Genomic DNA, 14,888 nt, shown 5'->3' on the forward strand with positions numbered 1-14,888 from the left:
GGCATTAGCGGCTGTGCCTTACATAGAACTCGTTATCTCTTACATAGAGTTAGTCAGGAAACAAACGTATGAGCAAGAACGTACACATGCAATTATTTAGTGATACAAGCATTCAAGCATAGAGCAACGGTATGACACGCTGTGACGGAACATGCAGCGATGCTCTTGCCTGTTCGCCTATATACAGTTTCAAATGAAATATCCAGCCTGTATTCTTAGCAATGGGAGCGTATACCATGATGAAACCGAGTATTTTTGATGTAGCGAAACGGGCGGGATTATCTGTCGTGACCGTATCCCGTGTATTGAACGGAGCAGGAACGGTACGGGAGAAAAACAGGCTCAAGGTGCTGGAAGCGATCCGTGAGCTAGATTATCGCCCTAGTGCTGCCGCGCGCTCGCTGGCACGCGGGCGGACAGGCACGATTGGATTGATTTTGACGACATTGCACGATTCCTTTTTCGATTCGGTTGCCAAAGAGATTAACGATCTACTTGCCCTGCAAGGATATTATCTAGCGATTTCGGTATCGACCGGGCTAGGTGAGCAGGGTGAGCATTATATGATGCAGGAGGATCGGCTGGATGGATTGATTCTACTCTCGCCGGTAGAGGAGAAGGAGTTTGTCGATGAACTGGCAAAACGGGACATTCCGTATGTACTTATCGACAACCAGCTGCCGCAGCATAGCGCAGAAGCGATCTCCATCGACAATGCGTATGGCGGGTATATCGCTGGACAGCATTTGCTAGAGCTGGGGCATCGGCGGATTGTGCATGTGTGCGGGGATGAACTGTTTTTGAGTACCCGTGAGCGGCGCAGCGGATTTGTTCAGGCGCTGGCGGAAGCTGGAGTGGAGCCGATAGTAGAGCAGGGAACGTACAGTATTGGCTTTGGATATGAAATCGGTCAGCGTTGGTTGCGAGAGGGAACATTGCCGGAAGCTGTATTCGCCGGGGATGATTATATTGCAATTGGACTGATCAACGCGCTGACGAATGGCGGTGTTCGTATTCCGCAGGACCTGTCGATTATCGGTTATGACGATCAGATTATTGCGTCCCAGCTGCATCCGCTACTGACGACAGTACGTCAACCGGCAGACGAGATTGCCCGCACGGCGGTCGAGCTGCTATTGAACAAAATGAATCAACAAGAGCAATCAGTGCAGGGCATGCGCATTCGTCCGCAGCTGATGATCCGTGAATCGACCGCTGTCCGCTGACAGCGGTTTTTGACGTTGAGGCATCGTATTCACGTTCAGACTGCCTACATTCTGCGGGTGGAAAAAGGAATATGGTATGATGGGAGACAGCGAAGTTACAGTGGCAACACGATATAGAAAGAGCAGGTGGAGAGAATCATGAAACTGTTAACCTTGAATGCGCACGCCTGGCATGAAGAGAATCAATTGGACAAAATCCGCGAATTGGCGGCTTTTATTGATCAGCATTCCTTTGATCTGATCGCCATGCAGGAGGTCAATCAGCCTGCCGCTCAGCCGCCGTTATCGGTAGAGAAGCTGACTCGTTATTTTGCTGCAGATCACGATGCAGTGATCCGCCGGGACAACTATGCGCATATACTAGTATCGCATCTTCAGACCGCGTATTATTGGACATGGGTTCCGGTGCATGCCGCGTCCAGAGGTCGACTGGATGAAGGATTGGCGATTTTGTCGCGGACACCGCTGACAGAGGCGATACTCGGTCACGTCTCTACGCAGCATATTTATGAACATTACAAAACGCGCAAAGTGCTGGCGGTGCAGACGGAATATCAGGGACAGCCGCTATGGTTGGCGGATGGACATTTTGGCTGGTGGAATGATGAGGTAGAACCGTTCCGTCCGCAATGGGATCGAGCAGAGGAGTTGCTGGCGCCGTGTCTGGATGATCAGGTGTTTTTCTTGGGCGATTTTAACAATGTGGCAGAGATTCGCGGCGAAGGCTACGACTATATGATGAAGCATATTTGGCATGATACGTATACACTCGCAGAGGAAAAAGACGGCGGACATACCGTAGTGAAATCCATCGCTGGTTGGGAAGGCAACGAACGTCCGCTGCGTATTGATTACATTTACAGCAATCGTCCAATGCGAGTCCAACGTTCTCAAGTTGCATTGAACGGGGCAAACGGAGCTGTCGTATCCGATCATTTTGGTGTGATGGTAGAACTGGATTGCACGAATGCAGAGTAACGATGCTAGGCAAACATAGCTGCAAGCTCAATAACCATACAAAAGAGAAAAAACGCTGATTCCTCGAAATGTTTAGCCAACAGGCAATCATTAGGAAACAGCGTTTTTATTTGATCAAATACTAAGTGAATAAGAAAAGCAAAACCAGAATACGCGTGTTCGTCTACATCACCATATCCTGCTTCATAGTCAACGACAACATCCTCCCTTTCATCGCTACAAGCAACCATAAACAAACAGACCAATACAATCATGGCAACACGAAAGAAAACCTTCATCAAAAGCTCCTCTCGACCACTTCATGTCTAAGACCTGCTACTCCAACAAAGTAGGAAATTGCGTTGGTGCTGCGATGAGCACGGAGCGGAGGGGAGGGAATAAGGGGAACGGGACGACTTTGGAGGTGCGAGAATCTACCTGCACTCCTAATCCATAGATTCTCGTACCTCCACTCGAGTCCCGTCCCCTTATCCCTTCCCGCAGCGGACTCTCACCCACCACCACCGTCAATTTTCCCCACACCACCTCACACATCAACCCACTCACGCCGCAAGCTGAACAAGCTCTGCAACTCATCGTTCGACAGTTCCGTAATCCAGCCTTCCGAAGTGGAAATAATATTGTTACTTAGCTGCTGCTTACTCTCCAGCATCTCGTCAATTCGCTCTTCCAGCGTTCCGAGCGAGATGAATTTGTGCACCTGCACATCTCGCTGCTGACCCATCCGGTACGCCCGGTCGGTCGCCTGATTCTCGACCGCTGGATTCCACCAGCGATCCACATGGAACACATGGTTGGCTGCGGTCAGATTCAGACCGACGCCGCCCGCCTTGAGCGACAGGATGAATATATTCGGCTCGCCCGGGCTTTGGAATTGCTCAATCATACGGTCGCGCGCCGTCTTGGACGTACTGCCGTTCAAGTACAACACCGACTCGTTCATATCCTCGCTCAATACTTTCTGGATGATCTGACCCATACCAATATACTGGGTGAAAATCAGACACTTCTCGCCTTCCGCACGCAGCTCACGCACCATCTCCACCAGTCGTTCCAGCTTGGCAGAGCGACTGATGAGCGTATCGATGCTCCAATCTGTCTGTTCTTCCTCGCCATCCTCCTGCGGCGACACAGTATGCACGAGTGCCGGATGGTCGCAGATTTGCTTGAGCTGCGTGAGGGCAGACAGAATAGCACCTTTGCGCTTCATGCCCTGTAGCTGGTTCATCTGCTGCATCAGCTGATTGACCGCCTGATCGTACATGACGCCCTGCTCCGGGGTGAGGTTGATATACGTCTTCATCTCGTTCTTTTCCGGCAGATTGAGCTGGATATTCGGATCTTTTTTCGTCCGGCGCAGCATGAATGGCTTAACGAGCTGTTGCAGATTCTGGGTACGTTCCTCGTCATGCTCCTTCTCAATCGCCGTTGCAAAACGATCCTGAAATCCCTTCATACTGCCCAGATAGCCGGGAGTGATGAAGTCGTAAATGGACCATAGCTCGGCAAGCCGATTCTCAATCGGTGTACCGGTCATAGCGACCCGGTGCAAAGCGTGTAGACTGCGTACTGTCTGCGATTGGCGGGTTTGTGCGTTTTTGATATTTTGTGCTTCGTCCAGACAGATCGTTGCCCATGTAACAGTCTGTAATAGCTCCTGATCTAGTGAAGCCGTCGCAAAGGACGTTAGAATCACATCGTTCTCCTCAACCGCTTGCTGAAAAGCATCGCCGCTCAAGCGTTTGCTACCATAATGCAGGGCAACACGCAGAGAAGGCGCGAAGCGAAGGATCTCCTTTTGCCAGTTTCCGAGTACGGATGTCGGACAGACAACTAGCGAAGTCGGGCTGGACACCGAATAACTGACTAGCAGCGATGATTCCGTTTCCGACATACTGGGTGTAGAGTTGGAAGAAGGAGGATGTGAAAATTGTGCTTCCTCGCCGCTCTCTTGCATCGTACGCGTAAGATCCTGCTGTTGTAGCGATTGCTCGGAAGAGATCGCTGCACCGCTCATATCTGGTGCATGGATATTTTCGTTTACAGCAGTTGTCTTCGTATCGATTGGCGGCTGCTTCATTACTGCTGCCAGCTGTGTATGCTGTAATTCCTGCGCATCATTTTGCTCCATACTTTGCAGCACGATCTGGTGTAATCGCTCTGCTTCGGTTTCAGCATCTTCCTTAATATGCAGCAGATACGTGATGAGCTGGATCGTTTTGCCGAGACCCATATCGTCCGCCAGACAAGCGCCAAGCCCAAAGCGACGCAAGAAGCTGAGCCATGAGAAGCCTTCCTGCTGATATGGTCGCAGCTGTGCATGCAGCCCAGCAGGAACCGGAATGAGCGGCATATCGTTCTGCTGACTAATCTGGCTAATCAATCCATTCAGATGCTCGTTCAATTCCACTTCGATCTCAATACGTTGAAATTCTTCCTCTTCGGTGTCAATTTCTTCTTCTTGTTCGCCATTTTTCTTGCTACGCCGCATCAGATGCAGTTGCAGCACATCTTGAAATGACAACCCGCGTCGCCGATCGATTCCTTGCATTGCGCGGCGAATCTGCTCTAGCAGCTCGGGATCTAGTACGATCCACTGACCGCGGAACAGAGCAAGCCGTTCTTGCTTTTCCGCTAGTTCGAGGAATTCATCCTCGGTCAGCTCTGTCTCGCCGATCGCGATCCGCCAGTCGAAGTCGATTAACGCGTCCAATCCGAAAAAGGACTTGCCGGTACGCTTTTCCTCTTCCTCGCTCACTTTGGCTTTTAGCTTCGGACGCTTGCGGCGCGCCGCTTCCCACCATGCAGGCAGCAGCACGAGCCAGCCCGATTGCAGCAGTCGATTGCTGTACTGCGACAGAAAGCGCCACGCCTGCTCATTGTTCAGACTGCGCCCGATCATGTCCTGCTCGGTGCCAAACTGGTTGATCGGCAGTACAGCGCGCAATTGCTCACGCCAAATGGCAGAGCGATCTAGCACATGCTGCTGCCATGCTGTCGGCCAATCCCCATCTGCCTGACCGCTCATACTCAGGCGCACTGGCACCAGATGAGTTTCATCCGTTTTATCCTGTAAAATCAGGCGCAATTGCCAGCCGTTATTCTCCTCTTCCGGCTCGACTAGCTGCAATGCCGGACGGAAAGGTGCAGAATCACTTTTCCAGCCAATCGATACGAGCCAGCTATTCTCATCCATTCCCGCCGTGCTGTTGTTCCGGTCAAATAGCTGCGGATATTCGCGCCGCAGATCGGCAGCCTCGGCTTCGGTATTGTAATACCGCTCCGACACATTGGCGGAAAAGGACGCCTGCAACCCTTCCAGCAGCTCCGGCTCCACGCCTGTTTGCAGCAATCGCTGCAATTCCTGCCGCTTCGTCCGCGATACCGATTTGAGCAAATAGTCCGGGTCCCATTTCCACTGCAATTTGCCACGTCGGTATGCGCCGAGCGATGGCAGATACTTTTTATCGTTCAGACAATTCAGTAGCGCAGGGGCAAGCTGGCGCAGGGCATCGGCGTCACCTTCCCAATTCCACTCCACATGATGGAGCAGCTCTGCCTCTGCGAAAAAGGGAATTACCTGCTCGGCAGGCAAGACGATCAGCTCCACCTCTGGCGTCTGCTCGATCTGTAGCTGAGTTCCGTAAAAGGAAGGCTTGTGCCACGCAAACAGCAGATGCTTGAGGTACAGCGCTGGTACGAAGCCGTATGATTCCTTGGTGCCATAGATTAGCGCATCGCCGTATTCGCTCATACCGACGCGGATTTGAATATGTTGTAGATGATGACTCATGGAATCAGCTTTCCTTTCCGTAATTCTTCCTGTAGCGCCCGCAAGCGGCTATGCTGGGCGGCGAATTGCTCTATATACTCTCGCCAGACTTCATCCTGCTTCAGCTTGGCATATAGCTTGGATAGTCGTTTGAGCAGCTTTACCGCTGCTTTGTAGCCATCCCGGTTTTTGTGCGACATATGCCGTTCTACCGCCTGATGGTAAAAGGGCAATAGCAGCTCCGGTGCATTGCTTTCCAGCGGTTTCAGTTCGGTCACTTTGTAATTGGCAGGGTCCTTGCCTGCGGATAACTGATAATCCATCCACTCCCGGTACTTCCCATACGCCAGCAGGCGCTCTTCATAAATACGTCCACCAAGCGGTAGCATACGTCCCAGCGCTTGCCACATCTGTGACTCACGATCTGGCAACTGCTGGATTACCAATTCCCAGTAGTCGCCGTAATGCTGGAGGTCGGAATACTGTCGGCGCAGCACCGGAACAAGCTGCTCCAGCCACCATGACAGCCGTTCCCATTGCTCAGCTGCCGCCAATTCGCCCATTAGATCAGGCATCCGTTCCGGGTAAAAGTCATGCCGCTCTGCCGCTTGGCGAATCCAGTCCAGCGCCTGCTCATCTTCATTGGACAGAAAATATATATAACTGCGCGCCAGCATCCCGGAATTGTAAGCAAAGCGTGGCGCCTGCCGATTGTCCTTTTGCTGATCTGCCTGAGCAAAGGCGCGTTCCAGCAGCTTCAATTCGCGCTCTAATAGCGGCACCGCCTGTGGCAAGGACATCAGCCAACCGCGCCAGAGCAAATAATAGCAAGTCAGCAGTACATGCGTATCTCGTACTTCGTACAGCATACTTTGCCGTAATTCCTTGAGCAATCCGCCCAGTACGACGCGTTCTTCCGCTTGTTCCAGTGGAGCGAGTGGCGCGGATAATAAATGCTGTAACCGATTCTGTACTTCTGTTGCCGCCAGTCGGGTATGATAACCGAGCGATAGCGTAGTGGAGCCGGTCGTGCGATGCAGTGGCTGCATGACCCGGCTATATATCGTTAATTCCACCAGTAGCCGATACAATTGCGCGGCAACCGGAGTTAGATTGGGCATGATGCGAAGACATTGCTCCAGCGCCTGCTCGGTATACGTAACATTGCGAATCTCCTGTTCCAGTGGAATCAGTTGTTGTTCAATCTGACGACGCCACCGATCCAGTATCGAATCCGCAACGGATTCATTGGAAGGTTGGTTCATATTTATCGTTCTCCTGCATTCCTAGGCTTTGTGGTATCCCTTTATTATACCATTTGCCTGTAACACGACGACTGTGTTTTCATGAAAATTTATTGTTTTTCCCGTCAAAATGGGGCTTTCAGCGCTGTAAACTGTTATGACTGCCGCCGATATAATATATATTATTGATGTGTTTATCTTTTCTGAGTCGCGCTGATCCATTTTTCTTCATTCCCTAGCGGCGATTCAGGATCATTTTGCGGAAAGGAGGATTCTTATGGAATTCTCCAATGAGCTTCTGGTAGGTTGCGAGAATGAGTCGCAGCTACGCTTGCTGATTGATATGATACCGGAGCTGATTGTACTCAAGGACGGCGAAGGTCGCTGGCTGCTATGTAACCAGATGGTACGAGAGGTTCATAAGCTGACCGAGTCTGAATATATGAATAAAACCGATCTGGAATTGGCGGAGATGCGTCCGGAATTACGATCGATTTTTGAATTTAATACAATGACTGATGAACAAACGTGGCAAAAAGGCTCCACGTTAATCGTGGAGAAGTCGTTTGTCGGGTATGACGGGGTAGAACGTACGTGGGAAGTCATGAAGACGCCGATCTTTTGCGGTGTGCATGAACGGAATCGTCTCATTATCGTGAGCCGCAATATCACCGACCGTAAACTTGCCGAAGTTGCGCTGCAACAGAAAAAGGAACGTTACCAGCTGATCGCCGAAAATATGACCGATGTGATCACCATTCTCGGATTGGATCGTACCGTGCAGTACGCATCGCCGTCCATTTCGCGTGCGCTGGGTTATACGCCGGAAGAGTTGATCCAAACCGAACGCTTTCAACTGGTACATCCCGAAGATATTGGGAAGTTTGCCGGTTTATTGAACGAAATACTGGTAGAAAAGAAAGTGCATGTCGTGCATGAATGTCGCTATCGTCACAAGGATGGTCATCATATCTGGTTTGAGATGAATATGTCGTATGTGCAGCAGGAAGACAAAGACGATTATCTGCTGACCGTAGCACGCAATATCGAGGAACGTAAAATGCACGAGCAGCAGCTCAAATCGCTTGCCTATATCGATCCGCTGACCGGCGTGCCGAATCGTCGCTATTTGCTGACTCAACTACATCAAGATATTGAACTGGCACATCAGAATCAGACGATGCTAGGTATATTGTATCTGGATATCGATCGATTCAAGCAGGTAAACGATACACTTGGTCATGAAGCGGGCGATTCGCTGCTCATTCAGATGGTTCAGCGAATCGCGAGTGAATTGGGTCCTATGGATACGATTGCTCGGATTGGCGGCGACGAATTCATCGTTGTATTGCCACTCGTGAGCAGTCGTGGTCAGATTGGCTGGATGGCAGATACGATCTGTCAGGCTTTGCAAAAACCGTGGCAACTGGACGATCAGGAAGTGATCACTGCTTCGTCGGTCGGCGTTGCGATGTATCCGAATGACGGAACAGGGGCTAAACATCTGTTAAGTTGCGCCGATCTAGCGCTGTACGAAGCGAAGCGCTCTGGGCGGGCACAGGTTGTGTTTCATGAAGATATAGAACATACGCAGTAAAGTGGTTTTTTATATTTTTTGCGTAATAATTATACTTTTAAATGAATATTTATGTATATTGATTTCAAGTCAACCCTGTCGTAATAGCTATGAGTAGCTTATAAGGTAGGGTTGACTTTTTGCGTTGAAGGATTATTATTCAATATAATGTATAAGAATGGAATACATAGTACAGGAGGGTGAAGCATGCTGGATATGACAACGGTGATTGGCTTTGCACTGGTGGCGCTTGGTATGGTATGTGCGCCTGGACCGAATATGATCTATTTGTTATCGCGTTCAATTACACAGGGGCGAATGGCAGGCGTAATCTCATTAATGGGCATAATGCTGGCATTTACCGTGTATATTACAGCAACGATGTTTGGACTGTCCGCGCTTTTTCGTGCGGTGCCGCTGTTGTATGAGCTGATTCGCTGGGCAGGCGCTGGTTATTTGCTCTGGCTCGCTTGGAAGTCGATTGCACGAGGTCAATCATCGCCGCTGGAACCGCAGCAGCTATCGGTGGATTCCCCGCGCAAGCTATTCATGATGGGCTTTATGACCAATCTGCTCAATCCGAAAGCAGCGGTACTGTACATATCGTTATTGCCACAATTTATCGATCCGTCGCGTGGGTCGGTATTGCTGCAAAGTATGGAGCTGGGACTGATTCAGATCAGCGTTAGCTTTATGATCAATCTGCTGATCGTTCTCACTGCCAGTGCTGTAGCGGCATGGTTCTCCACGCGTCCACTCTGGTTACAATGGCAACGCTGGCTTATGGCGGGCGTGCTGACCGGGCTGGCGGCACGAATGGCGCTAGATCGTAGCAAATAACATCAACTCCTACTTTATATGTACTGCCAATACCCGTGATGTGCTCAAGACGACATGACGGGTATTAGCTATGTATCGGTAGCGATGTACAATCCTGTGCCGCTAGTGACCATAAAACATTTTGTGCCGCAAATCCCCGTTTTGTGATAGCATAAAAAGACAAAATCAGACAAACATTATCCCTCTTTTATGAAAACGTTATCAGAAATAACTTCGCAAAACGCCATATTCGCGATCCATCCCATATAATGAAGATAGATGATGAGAATCACAGCAACGCTAGCGTAACATCCAGTCTTATAGGGAGTGTCCTAATGAAAGAATTATGCAAAATAGTAATCGTCGATGATGAGGTGCTGGTTCGGCAAGGAATCAAGCATTATCTTGTCTGGGAGCAATATGGATTCCAGATCGTGGGCGAGGCGTCCAACGGACGCGAAGCATTGGAGCTGATGGACGAGCTGCGCCCGCATATCGTCATTACCGATATCGTGATGCCTATTATGGATGGCGAGGAATTTACCCGAATCGTCAAGCAGAATTATCCTGCGATTGAAGTCATCGTGCTTAGCAGCTACGGTGAATTTAATTATGTGCGCTCCACCTTCCAGAACGGAGTAGCAGACTATATTCTCAAGCCCAAGTTAGAAACACAAGAGTTGCTACAAGTGCTGCAAAATACCGCCCGTCGCATCCCGGCGCTCCAATATGACGAGCAAACGGGCGGCGAACAGATCACCGTCGACCATGTACTGGAAAAGCTCATCGCTGGCTTTGACGCCGACTATGAGCCGGAATTGTTAACGACACAGTTTCCATATGCTCACTGTTATCTCGTTGGTGTGCAGCCGCGCCTGACGCATGGTGGCAATGGCGATGCGTCGAGTCAGCAGCGCAGCAACCAGATTGCCAATATCAGTTCCAGCATAGCGGAATGTCTGGAACAGTGCGGAGTGCCCCTGGCGTTCCGTCCAGTAGCTACCGATCCGCAGATTGTTGTCTTTTTGCTGAATACGGATGATGCACATGCTGACGAGCTTATTCATGTATTGCGGAAGCTGGCATCGCACGGCGAGCAAGAGGTCGAGACAGCGCAGCATGCGTGGGCGCTAACTGAACCATTTGCACAGCCACAGCAGATTGGTGAGATGTACCAGCATTTGCTGACATTGCTGGAGTACCGGTTTTATTTTCCCGATCAGGCGTTGATGATTGAGCATGAATTGCCAGAGCCGATAGAGGTGAAGGGTGGCTTCAATCTGAAGCAGTTTACCGAGGAATTGCGGCGGGAGCAGTTTGACAGCGCCTTTGCAGCGCTACAGGAATATGTGCAGACGCTGGCTGGCAATTACCGGGCAACGCCGTTTGAATTGAAGTCGTTTCTTGGCAATATTATTTTTAACATTATTACGCTGCTGGGCAATCAGGATTACGATGTACGGCAGCTGGATCAGGAAAAATATGATTATTTCCGCGATATTAACGATGCGCTGGACGTACAGCAGACGCTGGCGCTACTGAACGGCTTTCTGGAACGGGTGCAGGCAAGCATCGCTGAGCGTTCTGGTCAGCAGAGTGGCTCCAATATGAAGATGCTGCTGGAATATATACAGCAGCATTACGCTGAACCGCTCAGTCTGACCGGATTAGGGCAGCATTTTCATTTTAATCCGTCGTATTTGTCGAGTTATTTTACGACTCATAACAAGGAAGGCTTCAGTGAGCATTTGAACAAGATTCGGGTGCAAAAGGCTGCCGAGATGCTGACGGATGATCGGTATGCGATCTCCGAGATCAGCGATAAAGTGGGCTATTCCGATCATAGCTATTTCACCAAAGTATTCAAAAAGTGGACCGGTCTGTCGCCCAGTCAGTACCGCCGGCAGCATATGCGCTAAACGGCAGGATCTTATGAAGATGAGTGGGAATGAGAAATGAATATCAAAAACCATATGCGCCGTTTTGAGCAAAAGGGACTGTTTTTTAAGCTGTTTATCGTTATGGTTGTCAGCATCATCACCGTCTGTCTGTTCACTTCATTAGTGACGATTCGAATGTCGGAGCGGCTGTTTACCGAGACGTTCAGCATTACCAATTCCAAAGTGCTGAATCAGATCAAGAGCAGTATGGAGTCGTTCAACGATTCCATCGTTAATGGCGTCAGCCATGCGTCGCAGAACGGGACGGTGAAAAGTTACCTGACTGGCGGTGAAGGGGATTCGTTGAGCGCGTCTGTGACCTATTTTGGCATGGGACAGCAGATGAAGCAGATCAAGTCGAATGTGGATGCGTACGATGTCGGTGTGACGCTTGTCGGTGTGAACGGGCGCAGCTATACGTCGGACTGGTCATATTGGCCCGTGCCGACCGAACAATTGGCGAAAAGCCGGATTACCGAGCGTACCGTAGCAGAGCCGAAGCGGCTTATGTATCAGTATGACGAGGAGACGGCGAAGAATGGCAAGGAAGATTATATTATCGCGTCCAAAGCGCTAATGGAGCGCACGAGCGATTACCTGTATGGCACGATCTATGTGGCGATTCGAGAGCAGGAGTTCAAGCGCTTTTACAGCAATTTCACGAGTACGGGCAACGATGTACTCATTCTCGATGCGTACGGACGGATCGTGTCGTCCAACCGCGAAGACCTGATCGGCACCTTTTCCCCGGAATTGTTAAAAGATGTGACCGACATTCAGGATCAACAGCTGAGCTACAAGAACGACGATGTGATGGGCAAAAATCATATCATTCTCGCCAATTACATCCCGTCGTACAATTTCTATCTGGTGAATCTGATCGACCGCGAATATGCCGTCGGACAGATTATTAACGTGCGCGATATCGCCCTGATTTGTATCGGCATCGTACTGGCAGCACTGCTGACCGTGTTCCTGATCTCGCGTCGACTCACACAGTCGCTCACCCGACTGGTGCGCCAGATGTCGACTATTACCGAAAAGGACTTTGGCAACTATGTGCATGTGACAGGCAGCTATGAGGTGCAGGAGCTGAGCCGGGCGTTCAACTACATGCTGGATGAGCTGAACGAGTACATCGCTCGTCTGTTGGAAACGCAAAAAGAACAGCGTAACGCTGAACTGGCGGCACTCCAGCGGCAGATCAATCCCCATTTCCTGTACAATACATTGGCGTCGATCAAGATGCTCGTGCAAAAAGGCAATAAAGAAACTGCCGCCGAGACGATCAATGCCCTGATCTCCCTGCTGCAAAATACGATCAGCAATGTGAGCGAGACGATCACCATCGAGCAAGAACTGAACAATATGAAAAATTATGTATTCATCAACCATGTGCGTTACGGCAATAAAGTGCAGGTCAATTATTTCGTCGCACCAGACTGCATGGACTATCAGGTGCCAAAGCTGATCATCCAGCCATTTATCGAAAATGCCTTTTTCCATGCGTTTAATGAAAAAGGAGCAGGCGTCATCTACATTATGGTATCGCGCTTGGATGACATGCTGGTATGCGAAGTCGTCGACAACGGCGACGGTATCGACGGTTTGTCCGATGACGAAGATAGCCAACTGCCCAATCCGAAGTCCAAACGCCAACTATTCACCGGCATCGGGATTCAGAACGTCAACAACCGTATTACGTTGCTGTACGGCGATCAATACGGCGTGAGTATTTCTAGCAAGAAGGGCGAGGGGACGAAGGTGAAGATTACGTTACCGCTGATTGTAGAGCAGCAGGAGTTGTTTGATCGTTCTTGATAGTGATTGGTAAAGATGCTTGTTCATGCCGATGGTTGCTAATAGTTGGTTTCCCTTTTGTTCTCATTTGAATATTCAACTACAAGTAGGATACGACGTTCTGAAGTGGAAATTGTTGTATTTTATATGATACTTTGGATATAGATTATGGCAAAAAGGGGGAGGAAGATGAACATCGGACGAATGAATACTCGCAAACTCATCTGGAGCATCGTTGCTGCTGTAGTGATCCTGGCGGTAGGGTTTGAATTGTTCATGCTGCTTGGGTACGCGATGGTGACTAACAATCCGTCGAGTTAATGTTTAACGGTAGCTACAAGTATGGTGGCAGCTTGCTATTGGCAACGATGTTGTAAGCCACCTGCTACTATAGACCAAGTGCAGAATCATAATCATGCAAAAAAGAGCCGTATGGAAAAATCCATATGGCTCTTTTGCATACATAAATGGAATGATATGAGACTGTTTTGGAATATTTAGAATGTAAGATGTATATAATAATCGAATGACATACAACGCACGGAACGGAGGAAAGGAAATAAGGAATAAGGGCGACTTTGGAGGGGCGGGAATCTTCATTCCTTCCTCATCCTAAGATTCCCGCGGCTCCATCGGAGTCCCGCTTCCTTATTCCTTTTCGGAGTGGTTTAACCACAATCAAGCTACACTATTCATTTCGCCTGCGCCTTCTTATGCCGTCTCACATACCAAACGATAAACCCAATCCCCACCACAGCAATAATCGCATACGCAATATTCGAATACACATCCATAAACTCCGTAATCCGATGCCAGTTCTCGCCCAGACTTGCTCCAATAATGACTAGAATCGAGTTCCAGATCACCGTACCAATCGTCGTAAATAATAGAAACAGTCCAAATTTCATATTAGACATGCCCGCTGGAATGGAGATCAGGCTGCGTACGAGTGGCACCATGCGGCAGAACAGCACTGTCCAGTAGCCATACTTGTCAAACCACTTGTCCGCGCGGCGAATATCTTCCTTTTTCACTCGCAAAATATGACCCCAGCGGTCGACAATCTTCTCCAGCCGCTCCACATCAATCAACAGCCCCACGCCATACAAAATCACTGCACCCGCTACCGAACCAATCGTAGCCGCGATAATAACACCAATCACGGTTAGCGACGAGTTGGTCGTCATGAATCCGCCAAACGGAAGTACAATCTCCGATGGAATCGGCGGAAATACATTTTCCAGTGCAATAATTAGCGCAATACCGACATAGCCGAATTGCTCCATGAAATTCGTAATCCAATTTTGCAAAGTAATCCTCCTCCAATATAGTCTCTACACATCCTATTGTCTGTTTGTCATTCTCTCTATTACGTCATCCGTGCATATGTCATACTTATTTGTACAAAATGACATATACAGAATGGAATTCACTTTATATCTCTTCTGTTTATACACCGAAAGTCCCGCACTTGAAGCGCGCAAATACAGTCATATCAACATAATCATAAATAAAAAGTGTCATATTCCGATC

The 14,888-nt window shown here is 49.4% G+C and carries 11 protein-coding genes; 7 read left to right on the plus strand and 4 right to left on the minus strand.

Going from position 1 to position 14,888, the window contains the following annotated elements; all coding sequences use genetic code 11:
• Positions 1–236 precede the first annotated feature (236 nt).
• Positions 237–1,226, plus strand: a complete 990-nt coding sequence (locus tag ACDE64_RS01030) for a LacI family DNA-binding transcriptional regulator (protein WP_411348700.1) — start codon at positions 237–239, stop codon at positions 1,224–1,226.
• 138 nt (positions 1,227–1,364) lie between these two features.
• A complete protein-coding gene (locus ACDE64_RS01035; protein ID WP_411348701.1) occupies positions 1,365–2,204 on the plus strand; it encodes an endonuclease/exonuclease/phosphatase family protein in 840 nt (279 codons plus the stop codon).
• Positions 2,205–2,209: 5 nt separating this feature from the next.
• On the opposite strand, the gene ACDE64_RS01040 is transcribed toward ACDE64_RS01035, so the two are convergent.
• The 3 genes from ACDE64_RS01040 to ACDE64_RS01050 all read right to left on the minus strand — a co-directional run bounded on the left by ACDE64_RS01040 (position 2,210) and on the right by ACDE64_RS01050 (position 7,241).
• Positions 2,210–2,482: a hypothetical protein gene (locus ACDE64_RS01040; RefSeq protein WP_411348702.1), complete on the minus strand. Its 273-nt coding sequence runs from the start codon at positions 2,480–2,482 to the stop codon at positions 2,210–2,212.
• Between the two features lie 248 nt (positions 2,483–2,730).
• Positions 2,731–5,997, minus strand: coding sequence for a DEAD/DEAH box helicase (locus ACDE64_RS01045; protein WP_411348703.1), 3,267 nt, complete (start codon positions 5,995–5,997; stop codon positions 2,731–2,733).
• The gene (locus tag ACDE64_RS01050) at positions 5,994–7,241 is read right to left on the minus strand and encodes a hypothetical protein (RefSeq protein ID WP_411348704.1); all 1,248 of its coding nucleotides are present in this window, start codon (positions 7,239–7,241) and stop codon (positions 5,994–5,996) included. Before ACDE64_RS01050 ends, ACDE64_RS01045 begins: the two co-directional genes overlap by 4 nt.
• 256 nt (positions 7,242–7,497) lie before the next feature.
• Here ACDE64_RS01050 and ACDE64_RS01055 point away from each other — a divergent pair, with 256 nt between their 5' ends.
• The 5 genes from ACDE64_RS01055 to ACDE64_RS01075 all read left to right on the plus strand — a co-directional run bounded on the left by ACDE64_RS01055 (position 7,498) and on the right by ACDE64_RS01075 (position 13,676).
• Positions 7,498–8,817, plus strand: coding sequence for a diguanylate cyclase domain-containing protein (locus ACDE64_RS01055; RefSeq protein WP_411344710.1), 1,320 nt, complete (start codon positions 7,498–7,500; stop codon positions 8,815–8,817).
• A 186-nt stretch (positions 8,818–9,003) separates the two neighbouring features.
• On the plus strand, positions 9,004–9,636 hold the full coding sequence (locus tag ACDE64_RS01060) for a LysE family translocator (protein ID WP_411348705.1): 633 nt from the start codon (positions 9,004–9,006) through the stop codon (positions 9,634–9,636).
• A gap of 314 nt (positions 9,637–9,950) precedes the next feature.
• Entirely contained in the window at positions 9,951–11,534 is a 1,584-nt protein-coding gene (locus ACDE64_RS01065) for a response regulator (RefSeq protein WP_411348706.1), read from the plus strand.
• 36 nt (positions 11,535–11,570) lie between these two features.
• Positions 11,571–13,376 carry a sensor histidine kinase gene (locus tag ACDE64_RS01070; protein WP_411348707.1) on the plus strand — a complete coding sequence of 602 codons (1,806 nt, stop codon included), beginning with the start codon at positions 11,571–11,573 and terminating at the stop codon, positions 13,374–13,376.
• Positions 13,377–13,544: 168 nt separating this feature from the next.
• The gene (locus tag ACDE64_RS01075; protein ID WP_411344714.1) at positions 13,545–13,676 is read left to right on the plus strand and encodes a hypothetical protein; all 132 of its coding nucleotides are present in this window, start codon (positions 13,545–13,547) and stop codon (positions 13,674–13,676) included.
• Positions 13,677–14,047: 371 nt separating this feature from the next.
• Here ACDE64_RS01075 and ACDE64_RS01080 read toward each other — a convergent pair whose 3' ends face one another.
• Positions 14,048–14,665 (minus strand): DedA family protein, encoded by a 618-nt coding sequence (locus ACDE64_RS01080; RefSeq protein ID WP_411348708.1) that lies wholly within the window; start codon positions 14,663–14,665, stop codon positions 14,048–14,050.
• Positions 14,666–14,888 lie beyond the last annotated feature (223 nt).

Source organism: Paenibacillus sp. WLX2291 (genome assembly GCF_046603665.1).
Taxonomy (GTDB): domain Bacteria; phylum Bacillota; class Bacilli; order Paenibacillales; family Paenibacillaceae; genus Saccharibacillus.

Excerpts from the sequence above, each read along its gene's own strand:
- ACDE64_RS01035 (WP_411348701.1), top strand. The coding sequence starts at position 1,365 with ATGAAACTGTTAACCTTGAATGCGCACGCCTGGCATGAAGAGAATCAA.
- ACDE64_RS01030 (WP_411348700.1), top strand. The coding sequence starts at position 237 with ATGATGAAACCGAGTATTTTTGATGTAGCGAAACGGGCGGGATTATCT.
- ACDE64_RS01050 (WP_411348704.1), bottom strand. The coding sequence starts at position 7,241 with ATGAACCAACCTTCCAATGAATCCGTTGCGGATTCGATACTGGATCGG.
- ACDE64_RS01070 (WP_411348707.1), top strand. The coding sequence starts at position 11,571 with ATGAATATCAAAAACCATATGCGCCGTTTTGAGCAAAAGGGACTGTTT.
- ACDE64_RS01040 (WP_411348702.1), bottom strand. The coding sequence starts at position 2,482 with ATGAAGGTTTTCTTTCGTGTTGCCATGATTGTATTGGTCTGTTTGTTT.
- ACDE64_RS01055 (WP_411344710.1), top strand. The coding sequence starts at position 7,498 with ATGGAATTCTCCAATGAGCTTCTGGTAGGTTGCGAGAATGAGTCGCAG.
- ACDE64_RS01065 (WP_411348706.1), top strand. The coding sequence starts at position 9,951 with ATGAAAGAATTATGCAAAATAGTAATCGTCGATGATGAGGTGCTGGTT.
- ACDE64_RS01060 (WP_411348705.1), top strand. The coding sequence starts at position 9,004 with ATGCTGGATATGACAACGGTGATTGGCTTTGCACTGGTGGCGCTTGGT.
- ACDE64_RS01045 (WP_411348703.1), bottom strand. The coding sequence starts at position 5,997 with ATGAGTCATCATCTACAACATATTCAAATCCGCGTCGGTATGAGCGAA.
- ACDE64_RS01075 (WP_411344714.1), top strand. The coding sequence starts at position 13,545 with ATGAACATCGGACGAATGAATACTCGCAAACTCATCTGGAGCATCGTT.